Here is a 25377-nt window from a genome sequence, read left to right as displayed (position 1 = left end):
AGCCCCCTCCGCGTTACACCCCGTGTGTCGCGGTCCCGGCGAGGCCGCCCATCGTCATGTCGTAGAGGGCCGTGGCCAGCTGGTTTCGCCGGTCGCGCAGGTCCCGGCGAAGGTACTCGAGGCCCACCTCCCGATAGCTGACGGTGAGCACCAGGAGCAGCGCGTCGAGGTCGACACCCGGGCCGATCGCGGACGGATTCAACGTCACATACGTACGCAACAGGTCGCGGCATCGTTCCTCGATCCGGACCGAACGGTGAGCCGCCAGCGACAGGTGCGGGGCATCGTTGAGCAGCGAACCGAGGACGTCGCGGTACTCGTCCAGGACGGCGAGGAATTGGGTCTGCAGGGCGGCGTCCTTCAGGAACGTGCCCTCCGCGACCGACTGCTCGAGCTGCGCCCCGAACGCTGCCGTGGTTTCCTCCATGATCCGGTCCATCAGGACGTCGATGATCTCGTCCTTGTTCGCGAAGTACTGATACACCGATCCTTTCGAGATGCCCGCCGCTTCCGCGATGGCATTCGTGCTGCAACCGGTGTACCCCTTCGCCCGCAAAACCTGACCAGTTGCCGACAGGATGCGTGCGACCGTCGCCTGCGAACGCTGCTGGGAGGGGTCTTTCCGCTGGCCAGTGCCCATTCGCGCAGCCTTCCCGATCTGTCACACAATGCGACTTGTACCCGTCCGATTCGGTGGAGTGAACTGTAACTCACAGCAACTCGAGCGGGGCTGAGGCACCAGGACGCCCCTCTCGACGACCGAATCGAGTACCTCGAAAATGACAGAAACCCAGTCTCGGGAATCCGCCGCCGGCTTCTCCGATTTCACGCCGCCGCGACGCTTCGACATGGACTCGGAGTGGGGTCGCCGCTCGATGCGGACGCTGTCGCGGTTCGTGCACGGCGACCCGACGCCCACCGCGGCGGAGCGGGAACTCCACGCCCGGGCGGTCGTCAGCCAGGACGAGATCGGTGCCGCGCTCGCGCGGGCGGTGCTTGTCGACAAGACCGTGACGATGGCCCAGTTCTCCCGGGCACTCGCCGACGGCATCGGCAGCGTGCCCGACCCCGCGCCGGCACTGGTCGCCTTCTTCGACGCGGTGGACCACCGGCCGTCGTGGATCGACGACCGTCGCCTCGAACGCGGGGCCGCGGTCTGCCTGCGCAGCGGGATGACCGGACTCGACCTCCTCGCGACCGGTTCGCTGATGAACGGCTACCGCAGCGCCGCCACCTCCCGCCAACTCGTGGCCACCGGCAGGCTCGTCGGGGACGGCGCCGGTCAGCGGGTCGCCGAGACGGTGCGGTGGTGGTACGAGTGCGTCCTCCCGGGTGGCTTGGAGCGTGACCGCCGCGGCTGGCAACTGTCGGTCCACGTCCGGTTGATGCACGCGTTCGTCAATCTGACGCTGCTGCAGGACGAGGACTGGGACGTGTCCGACTGGGGCATGCCGATCAACCAGTCGGATCAGGCGGGGACGCTCGCGCTCTTCTCGACGACGTTCCTCGTCGGCCTCCGCTCGCTGGGGGTGTGGGTCTCCGCCGACGAGGGCGCGGACGTCATGCACCTGTGGCGGTACATCGGATGGCTGATGGGCATCGACGACCAGTGGCTGGTCGACGACGAGAACACCGGACGCCGCACCATGTGCCAGATCGGGATGTTCGCTCCCGGACCCGACGACAACTCCCGGGTGCTGGCCGACTCACTGCAGAAGTCGTGGGCCGGCTTCCACTACCCGCACGCGGAGGCCCTGCGACGCCGACTCAACCGCCAGCGTCTGCTCAGCATCCAGCGGATGTTCTCCGGTAAGAGGGGCATGCAGGAACTCGGACTGCCGGTCGTGCCTGCCTGGTTCGTTCCGCTGGCACTCGCCGGGAACGGGACGATGCACGGTGCGGCGCGGGTGAGTCCGGCCGTCCGGCACCGCGTCGGCCGCCGCTCCCGGCGGCGAGTGGAGGCGTGGCTCGCCGCGAACGAGACGCCGTCGATCGCTCAGCGGCGCTCGTAGATGCCGCGCACGTACGCCGCCTGCCCGGCGTGCTGAAGATCGTCGGAGACGACGCTGACCAAGCGGACCCCGAGAGTGACCGGCGGATCCCAATTCTCGTCGACGATCCGGTCGAGGTCGTCCGTGCCGATCGTCTGGACGTAATCGACGGTGCGGTCGTGGACGGCGTCGTGGTACTCGCGCAGCAGTTCGGCCCCGGTGCGCACCTTCGCCACCTCGTCCGAAGACTGCCCGTAACCGATGTCGGTGACCCGGAACGGGAGGTCGAAGCGCTCCACCCACCCGCCGGACGTCCACACCTGCTCGGTCCCCGCGACTCCGGCGACGTGATCGTCCTGCACCCGCGTCAGGTGCCAGATCAGCCAGGCGATGGTGTTCGCGTTCGCGTCCACCCGGAACGTGAGGGCGTCGGCGGGCAGATCGGCCAGCGTCGAATGCACGGTCTCCTGAATGCGATCGAAGGCGTCGGTCAACAGTGCGCTATGGTCCACGATCTTCCTTTCGTCGTGTGCACATCACGTTCCACTATGACCCCAGGCGGGCCCGTTCGGCATGCCTCTGGACGTTCTCGTCCGACTCCGGCGCCGACGCGAGCGTGCTCGGCCACCAGATCTTCTGCCCGATGTCGACGGTGAGGGCGGGCACCAGGAGCGACCGCACGAGGAGTGCGTCGAGGAGCACACCGAACGCGACGATGAAAGCGATCTGCGCGAGGAAGATCAGCGGGATGACGGCGAGCGCCGAGAAGGTTGCCGCCAGAACCACTCCCGCCGACGTGATCACGCCGCCGGTGACGGTCAGACCGCGTAGCGCTCCGCGCCGGGTGCCGATGCGCCGGGCCTCTTCCCGGACCCGGGTCATCAGGAAGATGTTGTAGTCGATTCCGAGGGCGACGAGGAACACGAACGCGAACAGCGGGACGACGGGATCGGCGCCCGGGAATCCGAAGACGTGCTCGAAGACGAGGGACGAGATACCCAGGGTCGCAGCGAAGGACAGCACGACCGTCCCCATCAGCAGCAGCGGCGCGAGCAGTGAACGCAGCAGCAGGCACAGGATCGCGAACACCACGAGGATCACGACGGGGATGATCAGGGTGCGATCCCTGGTCGACGTCGTCTTGGTGTCGAGGTCCGTGGCGGTGGCGCCGCCGACGAGGGCGTCGGCGCCGTCGATCGGGTGGACGGCATCGCGCAGGCGGACGATGGTGTCCTCGGCTGCGGCCGAATCGGCCGGATCGGTCAGGGTCGCTTCGATCGCCACGCGGCCGTCCACCACCAGTGGGTCCTGCGTGCCGGGGGCGGTCAGCACGGTGAGGTCGCCGACGCCGTCGACCCGGTCGGCGTCGAGTACCGCATCGAGTGCGCCCTCGTTCGCGATGATCACCGCCGGCGAACCGGAACCGGCGTCGAAGTGGTCGCCGAGGATCTGCTGGCCCGCAACGGAGTCGACGTCGAGCAGGAACGTCTCGGACTCCGCGACGCCGCTCGCCTTGAACTGAGGAAGCAGGAGCGCGAAGAGCACCAGCACCAAGCTGGACGCCACCCAGAATCGGCGCGGATGTGCGCCGATCCGCGCGGCGAGCGCGGCCCAGAACTTGTGGTCGGCGGCCTCGCCCTTCTCGGCATGATGCGCGTCGAAGGCGGGCCTGCTCGGCCAGTACGCCGCGCGGCCGAGGAGCACGAGCACCGCGGGGAGATACGTCATGGATGCGACGAACGATGCCGCGATGCCGATGGCGGCGACCGGTCCGAGACCGCGGTTGGAGTTGAGATCGGACAGCAGCAGGCAGAGCACGCCGGCGATGACGGTGCCCGCGGAGGCGGCGACCGGTTCGAGTGTCGCCCGCCAGGCGGTCCGCATGGCGCGGTACTTGTCCTGCTCGATTCGCAGTTCCTCGCGGTAGCGGGACACGAGTAGCAGGGCGTAGTCGGTGGCGGCGCCGAACACCAGGATGAACAGGATCCCCTGGCTCTGACCGTTCAGCGCGATCACGCCGGCGTCGGCGAGCAGATAGACGAGCAGACTCGACAGTCCCAGCGCGAAGACGGCGGACGTGATCACCGCGAACGGGAGGATCGGGCTGCGGTAGACGACGATGAGGATGAGGATCACGACGACACCCGCCACCAGGAGCAGCAGTCCGTCGATTCCCGCGAACGCCGACGACAGATCCGCCACCTGACCGGCGGGCCCGGTGACGAGGACGGTGAGACCGTCCGGTGCGGCACCGAGCGCGTCCCGGAGTTCGGTGACACTGTCGCCGACCTCCCCTGTGCTGTCGATGGGCACGAACATCTCCAGCGCCCGACCGTCAGCGGACGGGATCGGCGGCGACACCTCCTCACCGAATCCCTCCGAACCGGCGAAGGCGGCCGCGGTGCCCGAGAGGAATTCGGTGTCGGCGGCGGTGATCCCCGACGTCCGTTCGGCGACGACGATCGCGGGCACGAACCGGGTGTCGGTGAAGCCCTTCTGCAGGGCGGACACCTCGGTGGCCTCGGCCGACGCGGGCAGGAACGACGTGCTGTCGTTCTGCTGAACCGTGGACAATTTGCCGGCGAACGGCCCACCGAACCCGCCGACGGCGAGCCAGACGATCACCAGCACGGCTGGCAGAATCCACCGCAGGCGACGAACCGGGCGTGGGCGGGCAGTTGTGGTCACGTGCTCTCCAATGCTGGACGGTTCGACGACCGGATGTCCGGATTGCGACGATCCTATTTTGTTCAGCCTGCTGAGCAAATTGCAAATGGAGGCGAAGAAATGACGAGCGACGGCATGGATCAGTGGCCCACCGGACGGCTGTTGTCCACGGCTGCGCGCCTGGTCGAGCACTCGTGGGAGGACATTCTCCGGTCGCAGAACATGACCCACGCGGGACTGATCTGCCTGCACACGATCGCCGGCCGGCCGGCCTCGCAACGCGACATCGCGAAGGCCTCGCGGGTGACGGATCAGACCATCAGCCGCACCATCGACCGCCTCGAGCGGGGCGGGTACGTCACCCGGGAGACCGATCCGAACGACGAGCGCCGCAAACGGGTCGCGATCACCGAGCCGGGACGCGCGATCTACCAGCACCTGCTGACCCTGGAGAAGGAGGACGCGGCCCTCACCGCCGCCGTCGGCGACGTGGGGCCGCTGCGCGAACAGCTCCTCCATCTCGTCCGGTCGCTGGGACTTCCGCCCCGGGACGAGGACTGATCCTGCCGCGGGCCCGTCACACATTCGCAGGCAGGGCGATGACGACCTCCTGCTCGTTCCCCGGCAGATAGTGAACCGTCACCACCCTGCCGACCTGGACGTGCCCGACCGTGCGCGGCGGCATGAACTTCTCGACGCGGGTGGTGAACGTCGTGCCGTCGGGCCGGGTGACCGCCAACCCGAGCTCCACCTTCGAATTCCCGTTGCGGATCTCCCCGGGCACACTGAGCGACTGCACCACCGCCTGCGCGGGAATGCCGCGAGCCGCGATGTCGAGCTTGGCCGGGGTGGTGACACCCTGCCGAATCATGGATCGGTTCAACGCGTCCTGCGCCGACGTCACGTCACCCGAGCGGTCGATCTCGACCTTGTCGGTGCGGCCCGCAAGGTAGCGGACGGGGAGCACGACACCCGGACGGAGAAGCGCCAACTCGGTCAGCGGCACGATCATCCTGGCGTGCGACTCGAACATCTTGCCGTCGTCGCCCTCCACGGCGAGGTCGATCCGCACTTCCGGTTGGTCGTTGAGAGTCATGCCCGTCTGCTGCACCGACCGCACCGTTCCGATCCCGACGGCTCCGTTGCGGAACGCGGCACTGTTGCGCCCCGTGAACGCCGCCAGCACGCTGTCGCCGGTGACGGCGAAACACACCACGACCACGCTGACCGCGACGATCGGCCAGATCATCTGCGGGCCGACCCACGACAGCGCGTCGATTCCGTAGTTCGTCCGGCCCCGATCGCCGAGGCCGTACCAGAGGTAGTAGCCGACCGAGCCGACGAGAAACACCAGGGCGGCGGTACGCACGATCTTCTTCACGAGGTGTCCTTTCCGTGCCTGAACTGGGGGGAGGTGGGACGCGCGCGAACTCGAGGTGGCTCCGCGCGCGTCCCGGGGTGGGCCGGGGCTCAGCCGCCCACGACGGTCGAGCATGCGAACGTGATGTCGAACTTCGCCGAACTCGGCGCGGTCGGGTTGCTCATGTCGGGCGCCCCGACGCCTTCGCCGGTGACCGTGTAGGTGTCGCCGTCCTTGACGACCTTCGCGGAGCCGCCGGGCATGCCCTGCCCGAAGCCGAGTGCGTACGGGAGGCCGTTCGACCCGCCCTTGCTGCCGGCGATCCCGACCGCCTGCACGGTGTCGGTGCCGGTGATCGTCGCGGAGACCGCCAGGTCGCCGTACGTCGCGTTGCCGGTGTCCGCCAGCGCCAGGGCCAGGGTGTCGCCCTGCTTGGCGCAGGTCGCGTCGAAGTTCGCGTCCAGCGCCTTGCCGTCGACCGCGGCCGCCGACGCACCCGCCGGGGCCTGCTCGGAGCTTCCGCCGCCGGAGCTGTCGCCGGTGTCGCTGCAGCCCGAGACGAGCAGGGCGACGGCGGCCGCCGCGACGATGCCTGCGGTGTAGACGCGCTTCTGAGTCCGAACGATCTTGTTCATGATCCGTCCTTCACGTTTCGTGAGGGGCGCTCGGCGCCCGTCGTCGATTCCTTCGGCTCGCGGACTGGAGCCGATGTGAGAAAGGTAGGAACTTCTCGCGCCCTACCGATCCCAGATTTCTCGCTGCGTCGACGGGCCGCGCCTGCGGTAACCTGCTCGAATGCGGACGGGACCGAGGGGCTCAGCGGCTGCTCGGCGACCGCGGGCGATGGTCCTCGACGAGGTGTGGCGCGAACTGGAAGGCGTCGAACCGCTCAGCGGGCCCGACGGCGGACCCCTGAGCCGCACGGTGAAACTGATCCTCGATCCGCTGGTCATCCGCCCGGTACAGAACCCGCTGTGCGCCGGTCCGATCGTCACCGCCGACGCGGCGCAGCTGCTCGCCACCCGGGTGCACGCCTCCGCCGACGTACTGCGGGCCACCGCGGCCTGGTTCACGCTGCTCAAACGGGTCCGCCGGGCGCTGCGCATCACGGACGGCAACCCGCAGGACCTGTACTTCCAGCGGTGTTTCGAACTCGCGACCGGTTCGGGTGCACCCGACCCGCTCCGCGACGGGTCCGTCGCCGAGGCCACGCTGCGCGACGTGCACGAGGTCGCCGCCGGCCGCACCACACAGGCGTTGAAGGCCCACGTCACCGACCCGGCGCGGGCGCGGGAACTGAGCGCCCTCATCGACCTCGCGTGGGGGCGGCGACCGCTGTCGGGCGCCGCGACGGGCGACCACGCCGACGCTGTGGCCGCGGTCCTCGACGCCTGTCCCGGCGCGCGTCTCGAGGAGGACGGTGACGACGGACGGCACGCCCTCGACGAGCTGATCGCCGGCCACGCGGGGACTCACCACGGGATTGCGTTGTGGACGATCGAGGTCTCGGCTCACCGGTTCGGCCTGACGGTGCATCCCGTCCCCGGACCGCCACACCTCGGAACCTCGGCGTCCACCTCGGCGCTCGGGCTCCCCTTCGACCGCTCCGTCCATGAACGCGTCTTCACGGTGCTCCGCGCGTCGACCGACCGTGCGGAGCTACCGCCGATACACGAACTGGTGACCACCGAGATCGCCCGAAGTTGCTCGCCCTGGGCACTTCTCGACGAATCGTTGCGGGTCGCGGCGACGACGGGTGCCGCACTCGCGACCGGTCTCCGCCCGATCGGGACGGCACCCGCTCCCACGACCACGGACACGACCGCCGTCCGGGTGATCAACGGTCGCTGGCAACGCGAGGCGTACGTCCTGCAGGCGCGCCGCCTCACCGTGAACGCCGACGCGGCGACGCTGTCCGACACGAATCCGCTGGCGGCCATCGCCGCCGAACTCCGCGAGCCGTGGCGGCCCTACCTCCGCCGCCTGTGGGTCCGCCTGCACGGCCGCGACGTCCGAGAGTTCTCCGTCCACGAACCAGGCGAACTGTGGGATCTCCTGGACGGTGTGGCTCGGTCGGTCATCCTCGACCACCGGATGCGGGTCAAGCAGGCGCTCAGCGCAATTCCGCTCGCGGATGCGGCGGATGCTCCCGAATCGAGGGCGAGTTGACCACCGGCACCGTGCGGATCGACCGCGTCGCCGACGGGGTCTGGATCATCGCCCCAGAGAACGCACCGAGCGTCCTCGACGACGCAGCGGGCATCGACGTGACGGTGCTGGAGGTGCTCGGCGGGCACCTGTCGTGGAGTGTGTTCGCCGAACACACCGTCCCGGTCGCGGTGATCGACGACGTCGACTCGGCGCAGAACTGGGTGTGGGCGGTGTTCGGCGAGGAGGTGGCACTCGCCGTGGCCGAGGGCGAGACCGGGAGCGAGGTCACGGTCGAACCGGCCCGGCCGCGGGTGGCCGTCGGCGCCCGACGCCTCGCGTTCGCGCACTGGGCGGCGCGGTGGTGGCCGACGTCGACGGTCGACGCCATCCCCGCGCTCGACGCGGGGCTGGTGAACCGCGAGATCGCAACACTCGTCGAGGACTGCGATCTGCTCGTCGACGGGGACGACGCGCTCGCGCCGGAAGGACCCACGCTCGCCGACCGTCCCGGGCGGGCCGACGACTACGCGCTCGCCGCAGGCGCCGCGACCGCGACGCGGCCGGGCACCCTCGTGCTGACGCGAGGCATCACGGGATCCGACTGGCGCCGGTACCCTCCCGGTCTCGTCGACTGTTCCGAGCGCGCGGTGTCGTGGGAGGTGGTGCGCACCTCCGGGAACACCGCCGTGCGCGTCAGTATCGTTGCGGCACCGGATGTCTCCGAACCCGTGCCGGATCATGTCCGCCCCCGCGCCCTGATCGGCACCGCCTCCGGCGCCGTCGACGTCGCGCTGCGACTGTCGGGAGACGTCTGGTTCGGCGAGTCGGCCGCACCACCCGGTGCGGAAGCAGGAGTGTCTGTGGACGTGTATCTGCCCGGGTTCGGCGTGAACGGTGTCGCGGACGTCGGAGGTTCGGACGCCCGGGAGCGGGTTCGAGCCCTGGCCCGTCTGCGGCTGCGGCGGGCCGCGGAGCCGACTCCGGACGACGGACCGGACGCGCCGCTGCTCGCCGAGATAGACGCGGCCGCCTCGGATTCGGACTTCTGACGTGGACGACCGGACGGGCCGCGACCTTCTTGCCGCGGGAGCCGCGGCCTATGCGCGGGGCGACGTCGCCGAGGCGCTCCGGACGTTCGAGCAGGTCGCCGCCGCGGCCACCGGCGATCTCCGGACGAGCGCGATCATCAATGCGGCCAGCATGTCCGACGAACTGGGCGAGCACGCGAAGGCCGTCGACCTGTACCGGGAGGCCCTCGCGGTGATGCCTGCCGACGCGATCCGGATGCGTCCGGCGGCGCTGGTCAACCTGTCACAGGCACTGCAGCACATCGGTGATCTCGACGGCGCCCAGGGCGCGCTCGAGCAGGCGCGGGAACTGCTCGCGGCCGGCGGCGAAGACCAGGGTGACCTGCGGGTCGCGTGTCTATTGTCGCTCACCGCGGTCGCGATGCATCGGCAGCAGTGGGCGCACGCGGCCGACGTGGCCACCGAGTCCCTCGACGCGGCAGTCCGTTTCGCCCCGGGGCTCGCGGGCCATCCGTTGATGAACCTCGCTGCCATCCATTTCGAGACCGGGCGTTTCGATCTCTCCGACGACTTCGCCGGGCAGGCGCTCGCCGCATTCGAGACGGCGGGCGACGTCAACGCGGTCGCCGAGACGCAGCAGAACCTGGGCATCATGCGTGTCCGCACGGGTCGCCTCGACGATGCGGAACCGCTGCTGCTGTCGAGTCAGTCGTATTTCGAGCGGGCCGGGATCGGCCACCGGGCGGGAATCGGATCGAAGGTGCTGGCATTTCTCGCCGAGGGCCGCGGCGACACCGCACGCGCGGCGGCGCTCTACCGCCGCAGCCTCGACTACTTCCGGGGGTCCGGAGCGGTGCTCGACGTCGCGGACGTCGAGACGCGCCTCGCCACCGTCGCCTTCGCCGAGGGCCGACCGGGCGAGGGCGAGAGACTGCTCGCCGCCGCGTTCGCCACGTACCGCGAACTGGGTCTCGGACTGCACTGCGCGCAGGTCGACTTCTGGCACGCGACCCTCCTCGAATCCGTGCCGACCGCCGCCGGCACACCGGACGATGCGGCGCAGACACGGGCCACCGCGCTCGCCGTGCCCGCGGCGATCGCCATCGACGCCGTGCGATACACACTCCCGAACGGCCGACAGCGCGAGCAGTGGAACCGCGAGATCGCCGACCCGGCGATGCAATTGGCGTTCCGTCTCGCCTACGCCTCCGGCGACGCCCGGTTGGTCGCCGATCTCGTCGAGGCGCAGTGCGCGGGGACGACGGTGGACATCGGCCGGGCAGGGCACGGCACCGCGGCGCGACTGCCCCTGCAGTTGCCCGACCCTCCCCCGGTCGGCGCCGCCGACACCGACGGCTCCTTCCTGCTCGGCGCCGCACTGGCGGGAGTCGCGGCCGGCGCCGGCCTGCCGGTGCCCCTCCCCCCGCGGCTCGCCGTGACGTCGGACGGACGGATCGTGCTGGGCTCCTCGATCGCGGCCGCCGAGAAGCGCTATGGGCGCGAGGTCCGCGACCACCGCGTGGTGCCGGCCTGGTGATCCCACTTTCCCTTCCCTGCGAGGTGATTCAGGGCCGGAGGGTGTCACGGTGGTCACACCGCACGTCCGGTGACCGCCCCGGGACGTGTGGGTGAATGTCCACGCTGACCTGCGAAGTGTCCGATTCGACGGCCATTGATAGCCCCATCCAATCTATGGAATAGGTCTCATAGATTGGACCTATTCCAATCTGCTGGATAGCCTCGTCGCTGTCGGCTTCCAGTCTTACGAATAGAGGTTCCAATGGCCCTGATCAACACGCAGATCAAGCCCTTCGCGGCGTCCGCTTTCAAGGACGGCGCGTTCATCACCGTGTCCGCGGACGACATCAAGGACAAGTGGGCTGTCTTCTACTTCTACCCGGCCGACTTCACCTTCGTCTGCCCGACCGAGCTCGGCGACCTCGCCGATCACCACGAGGAACTGCAGCGTCTCGGCGTCGAGGTCTTCTCGGTGTCCACCGACACCCACTTCACGCACAAGGCGTGGCACGGATCGTCCGACACCATCGGCAAGATCAAGTACGCCATGATCGGTGACCCGACGCAGGAGATCAGCAAGAACTTCGAGGTGCTGCGCGAGAACGAGGGACTGGCCGATCGCGGCACCTTCCTCGTCGACCCCGACGGCGTCATCCAGTTCACCGAGGTCACCGCAGAAGGCATCGGCCGCAACGCCGCCGAGCTGGTCCGCAAGGTCAAGGCCGCTCAGTACGTCCGGTCGCACCCGGGCGAGGTCTGCCCCGCCAAGTGGGAAGAGGGCGAAGAGACCCTCGCTCCGTCGCTCGACCTCGTCGGCAAGATCTGACGTAGCCCAGTCGACCGTAGGCACGGGCTCAGATCTTCTGAGCCCGTGCGCGCGGTTCCCGGTGCTCCGCTCCCGTGGGGGGCAATCGGTATCGCACCAACACTTTCCGGACCGCCCAGAGCTGGTTTCCGGTTTCCGATCCCTTTCCTCCCCGATCGATGGAGTAGATCCGCATGCTCGAAGCCTCGCTCGCCGGCCAATTGAAGTCCCTGCTCGAACGGCTGACCCTGCCGATCGAGCTCGTCTCCTCACTCGATGACGGCCCCAAGTCCACCGAACTCGCCGAACTGCTCACCGAGATCGCGGCGATGTCGGACAAGGTCACCTACGAACGCCGCGACGACGACGCGCGACGCCCGTCCTTCGCCGTCCGCCGCAGTGGCACCGACATCGAGGTCCGCTTCGCCGGGATCCCGCTCGGCCACGAATTCACCTCGCTCGCACTCGCTTTGCTCCAGGTCGGCGGTTACCCGTCGAAGGAGTCCCCCGAACTGCTCGAGCAGGTCCGCAACCTCGACGGCGACTTCCACTTCGAGACCTACTTCTCGCTGTCCTGCCAGAACTGCCCGGACGTGGTGCAGGCCCTGAACCTGATGTCCGTGCTCAATCCGCGCATCAGCCACGTCGCGATCGACGGCGCCCTGTTCCAGGACGAGGTCGACGGCCGCCAGATCATGGCCGTGCCGACGGTCTTCGTCAACGGCGAGCTCTTCGGCTCCGGCCGGATGAGCCTCGAGGAGATCATCGGCAAGCTCGACGTCGGTGCCGCCGACCGCGCCGCCACCGCGATCGCGCAGAAGGACCCGTTCGACGTGCTCGTCGTCGGCGGTGGCCCGTCCGGTGCCGCGGCCGCGGTGTACGCCGCGCGCAAGGGAATTCGCACCGGTATCGCCGCCGAGCGCTTCGGCGGCCAGGTGCTCGACACCATGGCGATCGAGAACTTCATCTCCGTTCCCTACACGGAGGGCCCCCAGTTCGGGTCTGCGCTCGAGAATCACGTCCGCCAGTACGGCGTCGACATCATGAACACCCAGAAGGCCGCGAAGCTCGTGCCCGCTGCCACCGAGAACGGTCTCGTCGAGATCGAACTGGAAAGCGGTGCCTCCCTTCTCGCACGGACCGTCATCCTGTCGACGGGTGCACGGTGGCGCTCGATGAACGTGCCCGGCGAGGACCAGTACCGGAACAAGGGCGTCACCTACTGCCCGCACTGCGACGGACCGCTGTTCAAGGGCAAGCGCGTCGCCGTGATCGGTGGCGGCAACTCCGGAGTGGAGGCCGCGATCGATCTCGCCGGACTCGTCGAGCACGTCACGCTCATCGAGTTCGACTCCGTGCTCCGCGCCGACGAGGTGCTGCAGCGCAAACTGCGCAGCCTCCCCAACGCGGACATCCTCCTGAGCACGCTCACGACGGAGGTCGTCGGGGACGGCAACAAGGTCACCGGTCTGGCGTACCAGGACCGCACGACCGATACCGCTCACACGCTCGACGTCGAGGGGGTATTCGTCCAGATCGGTCTCCTGCCCAACACCGAGTGGCTGGCCGGGAGCATCGAGCTGTCCGATCGCGGCGAGATCGCGATCGACGACCGCGGCCAGACGTCGGTCCCCGGCGTGTTCGCCGCCGGCGACTGCACCACCGTGCCGTACAAGCAGATCGTGATCGCCGCCGGTGCCGGCGCGACGGCAGCGCTGAGCGCATTCGATCGGCTCATCCGAACGGGTGTGCCTGCCGAGGATTCCGCCGCCGCAACCGTCGGCTAGTTCGGTCACCCACCCGGGTGCGTGGCACGCACGCCACCGCCCGGGTGGGTAGGGAATGCTGGGGCGGTGCCGACTCACCTGTCCCACCCGCCGACCTCGCACGAGCAGCCCACCGCGATCGTGCGGATGGCCGACGCCGGCGACCTGTACACGTCGTGGCGGTGGACCCACGACTCCCACCCCGGCGGTGTCGGCGTCGCCCCCGCCGCGCAGGTGGACGAGGCCGTCGCCGCGCTGGCCCGGGCCCTGCCCGACCTCACGGACCCGCAGGGGCTGCACCGTTCACTGACGACGGGCGCCTTCGCCGGCTACGAGTCCGAACACGATCTGGCTCAACTCCTCTCCCGCACATTTCTCCCGTTCGGCCTCGCCCGGCAGTTGCACGAGCTGTTCACCCGCGGTGTGCGCCCTCATCTCCGAATCCAGCCGTCACCCCGGGTCGCGCAGGTGCCGTGGGAACTGATCGCTCCCGACGCCGGGCTGCGTCTCGTCGACATCGCGGACGTCAGCCTGCTGGCCCCGCTCAGCATCGTGCACTCACCCGGTCGCCCGGTCCGAACCTGGACGGACGGCCACCGGCTCCCCGTCGTCGCGGTCCTCGACCCCCGGGTTCCGGGGTTCCGCGCCGATTCGGTTCTCGGTTCCGTCCTGGGGCGGATGGCCGCGGACAGCCCGCTGTCGCAGCGGGTCGCGACGTACGCCGGCGAGGACCGGCTGCTCCCGGCCGTGGACCGACCACTGGACGTGTTCCGCCGCGAAGACGTCGACCGGGCATGGCTCGGTGCGGCGTTGCGCGAGGGCGCGGGCCGGCTGGTGTACGTCGGGCACGTCACCGCGGCGGCACCCGAATCCGGTCAGAGCGAGCACGCCGAACTGCACCTCGCCTGCTCCGCCGACGCCATCGGGTTCGCGGAGCCGACGCGCGCGCACCGGCCGTTGTCCGCGAAAGACCTCCTGCTGGGAACGCACACACTCACCGACGAACCGATCCGCGGCGCCGACCTGTGGCCGATCCCGAGCCGGGTTGCGCTCATCGCCTGCGAGAGCGGCGGCGACCTGCGGTTCACCGAGGCCCTCGGACTGGTCTCCGCGATGATCGCCGGCGGGGCGGAACTCGTCACCGCGAGCCGCTGGGCACTTCCCACGGACCTCGCGTTCCAGCGCATCGCCGGCGCCGCACCACACGCCCGCCCACTGCAGGACGCCATCTGCTCGATCGACGCGGCACACGAACTGCCCGACGCGGTCGGCGCGCTCTGCGCGTGGCAGCGCGACCGGGTCGCGACCTGGCGGGAGGAACGGACGATCGAGCATTCACCGGTGCTCTGGGCGGCGTTCGCGACCGTCGCGGTGCCCTGAAACACCTGGTGCAGTACCGAGCTTTGCGTTCCCCACATCGTGTCGGTCGGTCGTTGTACCGTCGTTGCTGTCGGTTCCGGCACCTAGAAGGAGCATGCCTCATGACCTCTCGTCTCAACCCCTACATCAGCTTCAACGGCAACGCTCGGCAGGCGATGGAGTTCTACAAGGACGTCTTCGGTGGCACCCTGGCGGTGAGCACATTCGGTGAGTTCGGCGCCCCGGACGCCGAAGGAGCCGACAAGATCATGCACGCCATGCTCGAATCCGACAACGGGTTCACCCTCATGGGGGCAGACACGCCGCCCGGCATGGAACACAACCCGGGCACCAACATCGCAGTGAGCCTGAGCGGCGACGACGGCGACCTGCTCCGCGGTTACTGGGCCAAGCTCTCGGATGCCGGCTCCGTGTCGGTGCCCCTCGAAAAGCAGATGTGGGGAGACGAATTCGGTGCCTGTACCGACCAATTCGGTATCTCATGGATGGTCAACATTGCCGGGACGCCCAGCTGATCGCAGCGCCGGGTAGTCCTGCAGGTCGATGTCGGTGGCGAAGGAGTCGGTCAGCTTCATCATCAGGCCGAACAGGGCCTTGGACTTGAACGTCCAATTCCGCAGCCTGATGCGAGTCGGCGACTTCGGCGCGAGAAACGGTCCAGCGCTGGCCTTGCGGGCGACCTTCGCATACCTGTGCATCTGCTCGTTGTAGCATCCGAACGCCACGCGGTGGTCGCCACCGGCGACGGCGAGTTCGCCCGCGAGCACATACGCACCGACGAGGGCGAGACCGGTTCCGAAGCCGCCCAGCGTGTTTCCGTACGCGGCATCGCCGAGTAAGGCGACACGTCCGGCGGTGTAGGTATCGGTCTCGACCCTCGCGATCGAGTCGAGGTAGAAGTCGGGCGCGTCGTCCAGGTGCCCGAGCAACGCGGGCACGCGCCATCCCGCACCTGCGTACGCGGCGGCCAGCAGTCGCTTCTGCTCGGTGATGTCGCCACGGTCGTAGTCGATCGGGTCGGAGGCGAAGACGAACAATTCGGGAGCCTTCGGTCCACCGACGACGGCCATCCTTCCCGGTTCGTTGTACATCCATCCCGTCGCGCGTTCCCGGTCGGGCGACGCCGCAGTCACCGCGTCCGTGGTGCCGACGACGGCGTAGTAGTACCCGAGGAATCGGACGAAGTCCTCCTCCGGCCCGAACCGGTGTTTGCGCACGGCCGAGTGGATGCCGTCGGCGCCGAACACCAGGTCGAAACGGCGTGCGTGCGATTTCTCGAACATGACCTCGACACCGGACTCCGTGTCGGTGACCGCGGTGACGGAATCACCGAAGAGGTACTCGCACGAATCCGCGGTCCGTTCGTAGAGGATCTCGGTCAGGTCGCCCCGCAGGATCTCGACGTCCCCGCCGATGAACTCACCGGGCATCGTCGCCAGGTGCTTGTCGCGCTCGTCCACGATCCGGAGGTCCGTCTTTCCGGTCTGCCTGCGGCGCACCTCGTCGAGAATCCCCATCCTCTCCAGCACCCGCCGGTGCACCTCGCCTTCGAAGTCGACGGCCTGGCATTGGTAGACACTATTCCGGTTGACTTCCTCTCGGCAGTGAACGACCGAGATTCCCCTCGGGACTCGCGTCTCGAGGTTCCTGTTTCACCGACAGTCGCCGCCCCGCACTTTAGGTGCGGGGCGGTCTCACACCGTCTCCGCAGGCTGCCACCGTCAGTCCGACGGCCAAAATGTTCCTTGCCGCGTTCACGTCCCGATCGTGGACGGCGCCGCACCGGCATGTCCACACCCGCACATCCAGCGGCATCGTCGACGCGATCTCCCCGCACACCGAGCAGGTCTTCGACGACGGACAGAACCGGTCGATCACCACCACCCGCCGCCCGTACCAGTCGGCCTTGTACTCGAGCATCGACCGGAACTCGGACCACCCCGCATCCGAGATCGCCCGAGACAACGACCGATTCTTGACCATGTTCCGCACACTCAGATCCTCGATGGCGATCACTTGATTTTCGCGCACCAGCCGAGTGGAGAGTGTGTGCAGATAATCGCGGCGCCGATCGGCGATCCGACCATGAATCTTCGCGACCTTCAGTCGGGCCTTGGCCCGGTTCCGGGATCCCTTCTGCTTCTTGGCCAGCATCCGTTGCGCCTTCGCCAGCCGCTCACGATCCGTGCGCTCATGGCGCGGGTTGGTGATCTTCTCCCCCGTCGAGAGCGTGTACAGGCTGGTGATCCCGGCATCGAGCCCGACCACCCGACCCGTCGACCCGAGTTCGGTGATCGTGTCCTCTACGAGGATCGAGATGTGGTACTGACCACGAGCATTACGCGACACCGTCACCTGCGACGGCGTCGCCCCCTCGGGCAACGGCCTCGACCACCGAATATCCAGGGGTTCGGACTGCTTGGCCAACCGGATCTGCCCATCCCTGAAAATGAAGCAGTTCGAGTAGTAGGTCGCCGAATCCTTCGACTGGCCCTTCCTCTTGAACTGCGGGTAGCCGGCCTGCGTGCGCCAGAACCTCTCGAACGCACCCTGCAACTGCCGCAGCGACTCCTGCAACGGCCCCTTCGACGGCTCCGCCAACCACTCCGTCTCAGCGTCCCGCTTCCATCCGGTGAGCATCTTCGACGTGTCGCTGTAGGTCACCCGACGCTGCTCCTGCGACCATGCCCGCGACCGCTCCGCCAACGCCCGGTTGTAGACATACCGGGTGCACCCGAACGTCCGAGCAAGCTGTTCCGCCTGCACCACAGTCGGATAGAAACGAAACTTGAACGCCCGCTTCACCACCCTCCCCGCCATGACCCAGACACTAGCCCCACAGTCCGACAAATCCAGATCGGCCATCCCGGCCCTGAAGGACCCGGTTTGCGCCGAAAGACTCACGGATCAAGAGTCGGCCGGAGGAGCGCAAGATGGTCACCCAGCCCCGTACCGCCGAGCTGCTCTGGGGATCACCGGACAGACCGAAGCGCGGCCCCAAGCCGGCGCTGAGCCTCGAGCGGATCGTCGCCACCGCCATCTCGATGGCCGATGCGGAGGGCCTCGCCACGCTGTCGATGCAGCGCCTCGCGGAGGACCTCGGGTTCACCAAGATGTCCCTCTACCGCTACACCCCGGGGAAGGCCGAGCTGACCGCCCTCATGCTCGATGCCGCTCTCGGACCCGCACCCGACCTGTCCGAGATCGACGGCGTTGGCGCGCAGCGCTCCACGAGTGGGCACTGCGCATGTGGGCGGGTCTGCGACGGCATCCGTGGGTCGTGGACGTCGCCGTCGGCCCCCGCGTGATGGGACCGAACGAACTGGGCTGGCTCGAAACCGGCCTCTCGGCACTGAGCGGCACCGGGCTCACCGGCGGAGAACGACTGGATTCGGTCGTCCTGATCACCGGCCACGTCCGCAGCCTCGCTCAGCAGTCGACGGCCCCCGGCGCCGAAACCGACACACCCGAGAAGGCCCTGAACGCGCTCATGACGGGAATCCTCACCGACAACTCCGAACGCTATCCCGAGGCGGCGGCCGCCTTCGCCTCCGCCCGCTCCTCGTCCGGGCAGGACGACGCGCTCGAATTCGGCCTGGCCCGGATCTTCGACGGCCTCGCCGCACTCGTCGCGGAGCGCGCCGAATAGCGGGCCGCGGCCCGATCAGGTGGATCGAGGCCTGAGCAACACGGCGATTGTCACAGCCAGGACGCCGCCGCACAGAAGTCCGGCAAGCGCTGTGGCCCAACGCTGCCCCATCGATGCATCCGTGGAAGTCAACGCGCTCACCAGCATCGTCGCCGCACCTGTCACTGACAGGGTGACATTCCAGCTCAGAAGGTGACTGGTTCCGGTGTGGACACGCAGAAGGGACGGGGGGATCAGCACGTTGGAGACAATGAGAAGCACAATGCCTGGGTAGAGCAGAGCGTTCATTGCTGTCCTATCACAGAGCGGTGGACGGAGAGGACGAGTTCATCCGCGGGACTTTGCATTGGCGCTGTTTCTGCACGCTGAGCTCAGCTTTCCACCGATGCCCGGGTGCGGGGACAGTAGCCATTTACCAAGATTTTCCACCGGTTGAGCAAATATCGCCGATGCTCTCGCTGCCGGGCACGGATATCGTGGTGATCGGTCACAAGCCCTCCATCTCCACTACCCTCAATGCGAGCGCGACATCCAGGCGCAGAATGGGATCCGTCGTGAACGGGCCGACGATGCTCTCCAACTTGCCGATTCGGTATCGCAGCGTGTTGTAGTGGAAATGCAGGACGCGTGCAGTCTCGGCGACGTTGCAGTTGGTGTCCAGGAGTGCCTGCATCGTCTGGCGGAGATCGATCGCCTCGTCTGCGTCGCCGGCCAGCGACCCGAGGATCTCGGTGGCGAACGATCGGAGCTCGGCGCTGTCGTCGACCAGGGAGAGCAGTCTGTGGACGCCCAGGCTGTCGAAGTGTGCGACAGAACCGTTCCCGCGCATGCGCCGCCCCACCGTCACGGCCTTACGTGCCTGGTCGTACGCCTGCGGAAGCTCGGCAGCCGAACCGATGACCCGGCTCACGCCGGTGCAGAAGGAATGCCTGCCGCCTCCACGGTCACCGGTGACGGCCGCAATCAGATCGTCCACGACAATTCTCGCGTCGTCGTCACCGACCGGCATCAACACCACCACCTCGTGGCTGAACCCGACCACCGGTGCGTACCGGTCCCTGCGCCGGACCACTTGTTTCCAGGCAGCAGTGAGTCTCTGTTGCGGCATCCGTCCGGCACCCGGCGGCCGTATCCCAGGGCCGGCGGTCGAGCGAGCGGGGTCCGGGTCGAGCTCCGCGACAACGACCACCATGGCGCGGTTCACGTCCCATTCGAGCTGCGCGCAGTGCTCCGTAATCTGTGCAACCGTACCGGCATTCCCGTTGAGTACGTCGCGCAGAAAGTCGCCGTGAAACCTTGATTCGACCGCCGACACGGCGAGTTGCTTGGTCACCGCCAGCGCGACAACGGTTGCGGCTCGCTCCAGCGCTTGTACGGCGACGGAGCCCAATCCGCCGTCGCCCACGAAGGCGACGATGACGCCGTGTTCGGTCCCGCCCGCGTGAACCGGTGCGACGGCGATCTGGCCGGCTTCCGTGCCCGGCGCCGGCTGCAGGCCGTGGCGCAGACGCTCGGTGCGAAGCCGGCCGGACGGGTCGAACAGCGGCAGCCCCTCCAACACCTGCAGATTGGCCGTCGTACCCGCTGACGCGTTGACCCGCCCGTCCGGTGTGCAGATCAGCACCGCAGCGTCGAACAGCGCGGCGACCTCGTCCGCAATCTGCGGCAGGTCGCCACCTTCGAGGACGATCTTCGTCAAGGCACGGTGCATGCGATCGGCAACGTCGAGGGCGAACGCCTGCCGATCGACGAGGTGTGTGAACACCTCGGACATCACCTCGTCGAAACCGATGTCGTGCGGGATGAGAAACAGCGGGATTTCGAGACGGTCCGATGCCTCGAGCATCGCGGCAGGGAGATCGCCGAGGTACCGGCCCTCCTTGACACCGAGTGCGGCTGCGCCGCACCGGGCGAGGCCCTCGACGAGTTCGACCAGCGCGAGGGGGTCGAACGGCTCGCCCGAATCTGCATGTCGCAGAGGGAACCCCGTGGTGATCAACAGTTCGTTGGGTTTCACCCACGGCAGGATGTCCGGCACCTCGATGACGTTGACCCGCTGAACGGTCTGCTCCAGTCCGCCCGCCCCCGCGATGAGAGTGGAGCCGGCCAAGCTGGGGAGGGTCAGCACCTCCCGAATCGTCAACGCGTATCCGGCAGGTGACGGCAGATCGACTGCGTCCACGGGTGCAGCTCAGTTCGAGAGGAGTGCCGGCGGAAGCACACGCTGCGTCCACTTCGTCTTCTGCTCGTACGCGTGGGCGAGTTGGAGGACGGCTCGGTCAGCGCCGTGTCGGCCGATTATCTGAATTCCCATCGAGAGCCCGCGGCCATCGAAACCGACCGGCATCGCGGCAACCGGGAGGCTCGTCATCGTCCACGGTGCGACGGTCTCCATCCACCGGTGGTAGGTGTCCATGGGCCGGCCGGCGATCTCGGTGGGCCAGTGTGTGGACTTGTCGAAGGGGAACACCTGAGCACTGGGCGCGAGGATGTAGTCATACGTTTCGAACATCTTCGTGAGTGCGGCCTGCCAATCGTTGCGGGCCGCCGCGGCCTTGGTGACGTCGAGCGCGGACAGTGCGATTCCGTGTTCCATCTCCCACACGAATTCGGGCTTCATCTGCTCGCGTGTCTGCGGGGCGTCGTAGAGGTCGACCAGGCCGAGCTGTGCCCACCAGCGCCATCTCAGAAAGAGCTGCCAGATGTCTTCGGGCTTGTAATCGGGAAGCGCCGCCTCGACGTGGCAGCCGATGTTCCGGAATGCGTCGAACGAGGACTCGCACAGCTCGAGAACTCCGGGTTCCGTCGCCAGGTACCCGTCCCAGTCGCCCACCCATGCGATCCGCGTTCCGCGGAAGTCCCGCTCGAGGTTCCGCGTGAAGACCTCGGGATCCTCGCCGATGCCGAGCGGGGCGCCTGCGTCGGGCCCTGCCATCGTCGACAGGAGTTGCGCCACGTCGGCAACCGACCGACCCATCGGGCCGACCACCGCGCCCTGAGCGATGAAGCCTGCCTCGGGGATGCGTCCCCAGGAAGGACGAAATCCCACAACATTGTTGAAGGCCGGCGGATTTCGCAGCGACCCCATGTAGTCGCTGCCGTCGGCAACCGGGACCATCCGCAATGCCAGGGCCGCGGCGGCACCGCCGCTGCTTCCACCTGCGGTGCGTGACGTGTCGTACGGTGTCGCCGTCGTACCCCATACCGGGTTGTACGTCTGGGACCCGAGTCCGAATTCGGGGGTGTTCGTCTTGCCGATGACGATGGCACCCGCCGCCTTGATCCGCGCGACGAACAGATCGTCCGCGTCGGCGATCCGGTCGGCGAAAATGGGTGATCCGGACGTGAACGGAAGCCCCTTGGCCGCCGAGAGATCCTTGACGGCGTGCGGGAACCCGTGCATCCAGCCGAGGTAGTGCCCGTCGGCGAGCTGATGGTCCCGTTCGCGCGCCTCGGCCAGCAACTCGTCCCGGCCCCGCAGGGCAACGATGGCGTTGACACTGCCATTGTGCCGTTCGATGTGGTCGAGATAGGCAGTCATGACGTCGACGCACGACACCTCGCGGCTCTTGATCAAGCCGCTGAGCGTCAGCGCGTCGCACATGACGAGATCGTCGTATCCTCCTGGACCGCCGAAGGGTTCGACGTCAGTCCGGGGCGAATCGCCCGCGTCGACGGGATCGATGACGTGTGACACTTGTGAACCTCTCCACGGTTTCGGAAGCGATTGCCGGCGATCGAGGGTGCGCAGCGGCCCGGTGGCGGCCACGCACCCTCGTTCACGGTGCGACCAGGAACTACTGGCCGAGGTCGACGATGGCGGCGACGGGGCCGCCACCCTCCGGGCCCTGATGTGCGGCCGACACGGACACGAACACCGCCGGGTCACCGGTGACCGACGACGCGACACCGCCTACGCACGACTTGATCTGACGGTGCCAGTGCACGTCCGAGTCGTCGAGCATCGCGTTGCGGCGGCCGCGCACCGTCCCGTCTTGACTCGCCTCGCACTTGAGGAAGACATTGACGAGCCGGCCCCCCAGGTCGCTCGTGTGGGGCCGCTCGGGCAGCTCGAGTCCCGCATCCCGGATCGCCGACCAGATGCCGTCCTGATCGAGCGGATCCTTCATCACGCTGTGCCCGATCCGGTAGCGGCCGCCGACACCGCGCGCGTTGCCCACCACCACGATCTGAGCCCGGTCCAACTCGACACCCGAGGAGCAGGATGCGACCGACGAGTAGAGGTCCCGGCTGTGCATGACGTCGGCATCGCCCGGCATCTCGATCTCGCCGAGGGCGACGGCAATCCCCAGTGCCGTACCACCGTTCGACAGGTCCATCGACTCGTGCGTCTGCTCGGTCCACACCGTCTCGCCGCGGCTCTTGGCGTCCCGGATGGTGTGGATCGTCAGCAACGGCGTCTTCGTCTGCACGTAGTGCACGTCGGCGGGGTCGGTGATTCCGGCGTTGTCCATCGCCATCTTCACCGCTGCTGCCACCTTGGTGATCATCGCCGTGCGACCGATGTCTTCGGGGAGAAGCTGCTCACTCATCGCGACACCGACGGTCAGTCGCGGCTCGTCGGTCTTCACCGCCTTCTCCGCCGGCACGGTTGCGAAGATCGTTGCGTGCGGGCTGATCACACCGTCGGTACCGCCGGACCAGACGATGGGCACCCCGGCCACCTCGTCCGCGCTTCGGCTGCCCTTGGCGGAGAGGACCTCACGGAAGGCCCGGTCCGCGATGATGCGCGTGTAGTCGTTGACGCCGCCGTTGCCCTCGGTCTTGCCGATGACTGCGACGACGCGGTCCGCTTCGAACACACCGTCGTCGATGAGCTTCGCCAGCTCGCCGGCGTCGGACACGCTGTGCAGGGGAACCTTGCGGACCTCGATTGCTTCGGGCATTGACATCTCCTCTATACGTGGCTTGCGGGTAGTCGAGATCAGCCGGTGGCGATCGGAACTCCAACGCAGCCCACGCTATGAGGGCGAGCACCTTCGGACATTGGCAAAGTTTGCCCAAACCAGAACTCACATTGGGCAGAGTTGGCCAGTGCCGCTGGTGACAGGATCAGAGGGTGCTCGTCTGGGCTACCTGGCTGGTCACGTGATCGGAGTGACCGGCGCCGAGGGGGTCGGGCCACCCCGACCACGTGTCGGGACCAAAGTCGATTTCCGCGGTGGTGAGGAGACAGATGTCGAGCTGATGCCGAAGGGTGTCGGCGTCGATGCCTTGGCCGATGAAGACGAGTTCCTGTCGGCAGTCACCGACCGGTTCTTCCCATTTGTCGAGAATTCCGTGGCGGCGGTAGTCGTCTTCCGGCCAGTAGCTGTCGGGAAGGAACTTCCACCACCGTCCGACGTACCCGTGTCGGATCACGTGACCGGCTTGGGAGATGCTGCCGATCTCGGTGAACCGGCCGGCATTCCAGAAGTACCCTTTGGCGCGGAGAAGTCTGCCGTTCGTCCAGTCGCCGGTGAGGAACCGGTGTAGCCGCCCCGGGTGGAAGGGGGCGCGTTCGCGGTAGACGACCGAACCGATTCCGTATTCCTCGGTCTCGGGGGTGTGCTCTCCCTGGAGTTCCTGCAGCCAGCCGGGCGCCTGGGCTGCCCTGTCGAAGGAGAACAGGCCGGTATCCATGATGGCGTCGAGTGGGACGTGTCCGTGAGATATCGCGTGGATGTCCGCGGTCTTGTTCAGCGATCGAATCAAGGCGGTCAGCTCGGCGAGGTGCTCGGCGGAGACGAGGTCGGCTTTGCTGATCAGGACCACGTCGGCGAACTCGATCTGATCGACCAGAAGATCGGAGATGTCGCGTTCATCCTCGGGAGCGTCGGCCCCGACGGGACCGCCGGACCGGTAGTCCCGGAGAAAACTGTGGCCGTCGACGACGGTCACCATGGTGTCCAATCGCGCGATGTCGGCAAGCGCGTGCCCGTCGGTGTCGATGAACGTGAATGTCTCGGCGACGGGCAGGGGCTCGGAGATGCCGGACGATTCGATCAGGAGGTAGTCGAATCGTCCGTCGGCGGCCAGGGTTCTGATCTCGTCGAGGAGATCCTCCCGCAAAGTGCAGCAGATGCAGCCGTTGGTCATCTCGACGAGCTTTTCCTGTGATCGACTCAGCGAGATCTCTCGTTCGACCTCGGCACTGTCGATGTTGATCTCGCTCATGTCGTTGACGATCACCGCGACGCGCCGGCCTTCACGGTTGCGCAGGATCTGGTTCAGGAGTGTCGTTTTTCCTGCACCGAGGAATCCGGACAGCACGGTGACGGGGAGGCGCGTGTCATTCATTGGTCGGTTCCTTCCGGAGAATCTGGTTGTACTCGACGACAGACCGGCGGCGGAGGCGCGGAGTTCCGGGCAGGCTTTCCACCGCCGGTCTGTGTTCATCGTGTCGGATGTGTTCAGGCGGCTACCTTTTCGAGGTATCCCTCGAAGAGGTCGACCACGACACTGCCTGCGTCGGTGTCCTCGCCGAAGAGATCCTCCGCCGCGAACTGGACGTGATAGGTGGATTCGGCACCGGCGTCGTCGCGCCCGTGGCCTATCGAGTCGGGGAACGGCCATTTCTCGGTGGTGCGGTGGGTGATCGTTCCGACCCGGCCGCGGCAGTATGCCGGCATCCGGATGTGCCCGGGCACGTGCTCGTCGCGGACCCGAACGCGCTGCCCCACCTCGAAGGTGATGCCGTCCGTCCGCGCCGGCCGGCCTTCCGATTCCGCAGGAAGGGACAACGGGAACGGGCCGCCCGCGAGCGCCTCGAGCTCGTCGTGGGTCAGGATTCCCTTCTCCACCATCAGGGTTGCGACGCCGATGACGTACCGCTCGTAGTACGGCGTCATCATGTAGTGGCGTGGTTCCATTCGTTCGACGACGTGTCTGACTTCGTCGACACTGAACGCCCCCAGGTCTGCGGCGCCGAGGAACAGCAGACTGTAGGGGAGGTGCTCCCACTCCGCGTGAAAGGGTCCGCCGATGTCGGCGTTGACGGTGTGTGGGACCTTACCGAACCCCTGGACACCGGCGAGATCGTGTACTCCATCCATGGATCTG

22 protein-coding genes and 1 pseudogene are annotated in these 25377 nt (G+C 67.6%); 10 read left to right on the top strand and 13 right to left on the bottom strand.

Features of this window, described 5'->3' with window-relative positions:
• Positions 1–13: 13 nt before the first annotated feature.
• Positions 14–640 carry a TetR/AcrR family transcriptional regulator gene (locus BLV94_RS30740; protein WP_072944405.1) on the bottom strand — a complete coding sequence of 209 codons (627 nt, stop codon included), beginning with the start codon at positions 638–640 and terminating at the stop codon, positions 14–16.
• Between the two features lie 139 nt (positions 641–779).
• Between BLV94_RS30740 and BLV94_RS30735 the strand changes: the two genes are divergently transcribed.
• On the top strand, positions 780–2012 hold the full coding sequence (locus tag BLV94_RS30735; protein ID WP_072944403.1) for an oxygenase MpaB family protein: 1233 nt from the start codon (positions 780–782) through the stop codon (positions 2010–2012).
• On the opposite strand, the gene BLV94_RS30730 is transcribed toward BLV94_RS30735, so the two are convergent.
• Positions 1997–2503, bottom strand: coding sequence for a mycothiol transferase (locus BLV94_RS30730; RefSeq protein ID WP_072944401.1), 507 nt, complete (start codon positions 2501–2503; stop codon positions 1997–1999). The two genes, BLV94_RS30735 and BLV94_RS30730, sit on opposite strands and share 16 nt — an antisense overlap.
• 34 nt (positions 2504–2537) lie before the next feature.
• A complete protein-coding gene (locus BLV94_RS30725; RefSeq protein ID WP_143051437.1) occupies positions 2538–4679 on the bottom strand; it encodes an MMPL family transporter in 2142 nt (713 codons plus the stop codon).
• Between the two features lie 99 nt (positions 4680–4778).
• Between BLV94_RS30725 and BLV94_RS30720 the strand changes: the two genes are divergently transcribed.
• Positions 4779–5219, top strand: a complete 441-nt coding sequence (locus tag BLV94_RS30720) for a MarR family winged helix-turn-helix transcriptional regulator (protein WP_072944399.1) — start codon at positions 4779–4781, stop codon at positions 5217–5219.
• 16 nt (positions 5220–5235) lie between these two features.
• Here BLV94_RS30720 and BLV94_RS30715 read toward each other — a convergent pair whose 3' ends face one another.
• Together BLV94_RS30715 and BLV94_RS30710 are read right to left on the bottom strand one after the other, a co-directional pair.
• Positions 5236–6039 (bottom strand): hypothetical protein, encoded by an 804-nt coding sequence (locus BLV94_RS30715; RefSeq protein WP_072944397.1) that lies wholly within the window; start codon positions 6037–6039, stop codon positions 5236–5238.
• Between the two features lie 89 nt (positions 6040–6128).
• Positions 6129–6653: a lipoprotein LpqH gene (locus tag BLV94_RS30710; protein ID WP_072944395.1), complete on the bottom strand. Its 525-nt coding sequence runs from the start codon at positions 6651–6653 to the stop codon at positions 6129–6131.
• A gap of 208 nt (positions 6654–6861) precedes the next feature.
• Here BLV94_RS30710 and BLV94_RS30705 point away from each other — a divergent pair, with 208 nt between their 5' ends.
• The 7 genes from BLV94_RS30705 (at position 6862) to BLV94_RS30675 (ending at position 15181) form a co-directional block, all read left to right on the top strand.
• Entirely contained in the window at positions 6862–8187 is a 1326-nt protein-coding gene (locus tag BLV94_RS30705) for a hypothetical protein (protein ID WP_072944394.1), read from the top strand.
• Entirely contained in the window at positions 8184–9218 is a 1035-nt protein-coding gene (locus BLV94_RS30700) for a hypothetical protein (RefSeq protein WP_072944392.1), read from the top strand. Before BLV94_RS30705 ends, BLV94_RS30700 begins: the two co-directional genes overlap by 4 nt.
• A gap of 1 nt (position 9219) precedes the next feature.
• The gene (locus BLV94_RS30695) at positions 9220–10734 is read left to right on the top strand and encodes a tetratricopeptide repeat protein (protein ID WP_072944390.1); all 1515 of its coding nucleotides are present in this window, start codon (positions 9220–9222) and stop codon (positions 10732–10734) included.
• A 243-nt stretch (positions 10735–10977) separates the two neighbouring features.
• Positions 10978–11541 (top strand): alkyl hydroperoxide reductase subunit C, encoded by a 564-nt coding sequence (ahpC, locus tag BLV94_RS30690; RefSeq protein WP_072944388.1) that lies wholly within the window; start codon positions 10978–10980, stop codon positions 11539–11541.
• Between the two features lie 173 nt (positions 11542–11714).
• Positions 11715–13307, top strand: a complete 1593-nt coding sequence (gene ahpF, locus BLV94_RS30685; protein WP_072944386.1) for an alkyl hydroperoxide reductase subunit F — start codon at positions 11715–11717, stop codon at positions 13305–13307.
• Between the two features lie 66 nt (positions 13308–13373).
• Positions 13374–14666 carry a CHAT domain-containing protein gene (locus tag BLV94_RS30680; protein WP_072944385.1) on the top strand — a complete coding sequence of 431 codons (1293 nt, stop codon included), beginning with the start codon at positions 13374–13376 and terminating at the stop codon, positions 14664–14666.
• A 101-nt stretch (positions 14667–14767) separates the two neighbouring features.
• Positions 14768–15181, top strand: a complete 414-nt coding sequence (locus BLV94_RS30675; RefSeq protein WP_072944383.1) for a VOC family protein — start codon at positions 14768–14770, stop codon at positions 15179–15181.
• On the opposite strand, the gene BLV94_RS30670 is transcribed toward BLV94_RS30675, so the two are convergent.
• Entirely contained in the window at positions 15146–16195 is a 1050-nt protein-coding gene (locus BLV94_RS30670) for an FAD-dependent monooxygenase (RefSeq protein ID WP_244163696.1), read from the bottom strand. The genes BLV94_RS30675 and BLV94_RS30670 overlap by 36 nt on opposite strands.
• Before the next feature lie 148 nt (positions 16196–16343).
• A complete protein-coding gene (locus BLV94_RS30665) occupies positions 16344–17486 on the bottom strand; it encodes an RNA-guided endonuclease TnpB family protein (RefSeq protein ID WP_072944381.1) in 1143 nt (380 codons plus the stop codon).
• Between the two features lie 113 nt (positions 17487–17599).
• On the opposite strand from BLV94_RS30665, the pseudogene BLV94_RS51860 reads away from it, so the two are divergent.
• Positions 17600–18315 (top strand): annotated as a pseudogene (locus BLV94_RS51860) (TetR/AcrR family transcriptional regulator).
• Positions 18316–18330: 15 nt separating this feature from the next.
• Here the strand turns inward: BLV94_RS51860 and BLV94_RS30655 are convergent.
• The 6 genes from BLV94_RS30655 to nthB all read right to left on the bottom strand — a co-directional run bounded on the left by BLV94_RS30655 (position 18331) and on the right by nthB (position 25370).
• Positions 18331–18603 carry a hypothetical protein gene (locus BLV94_RS30655; protein ID WP_072944380.1) on the bottom strand — a complete coding sequence of 91 codons (273 nt, stop codon included), beginning with the start codon at positions 18601–18603 and terminating at the stop codon, positions 18331–18333.
• 199 nt (positions 18604–18802) lie between these two features.
• On the bottom strand, positions 18803–20497 hold the full coding sequence (locus BLV94_RS30650; protein WP_072944378.1) for a PucR family transcriptional regulator: 1695 nt from the start codon (positions 20495–20497) through the stop codon (positions 18803–18805).
• A gap of 9 nt (positions 20498–20506) precedes the next feature.
• On the bottom strand, positions 20507–22012 hold the full coding sequence (locus BLV94_RS30645) for an amidase (RefSeq protein ID WP_072944376.1): 1506 nt from the start codon (positions 22010–22012) through the stop codon (positions 20507–20509).
• A 100-nt stretch (positions 22013–22112) separates the two neighbouring features.
• Positions 22113–23222, bottom strand: coding sequence for a barbiturase (gene bar, locus BLV94_RS30640; protein ID WP_072944374.1), 1110 nt, complete (start codon positions 23220–23222; stop codon positions 22113–22115).
• 166 nt (positions 23223–23388) lie between these two features.
• Positions 23389–24615, bottom strand: a complete 1227-nt coding sequence (locus tag BLV94_RS30635; RefSeq protein ID WP_072944372.1) for a GTP-binding protein — start codon at positions 24613–24615, stop codon at positions 23389–23391.
• Positions 24616–24728: 113 nt separating this feature from the next.
• Positions 24729–25370 carry a nitrile hydratase subunit beta gene (nthB, locus tag BLV94_RS30630; protein WP_072944370.1) on the bottom strand — a complete coding sequence of 214 codons (642 nt, stop codon included), beginning with the start codon at positions 25368–25370 and terminating at the stop codon, positions 24729–24731.
• Positions 25371–25377: the final 7 nt, after the last annotated feature.

Source organism: Rhodococcus koreensis, assembly GCF_900105905.1.
Taxonomy (GTDB): domain Bacteria; phylum Actinomycetota; class Actinomycetes; order Mycobacteriales; family Mycobacteriaceae; genus Rhodococcus_F; species Rhodococcus_F koreensis.
The sequence above is the reverse complement of the archived record's forward strand: the minus strand, read 5'-3'. Positions and strand labels throughout refer to the sequence as shown.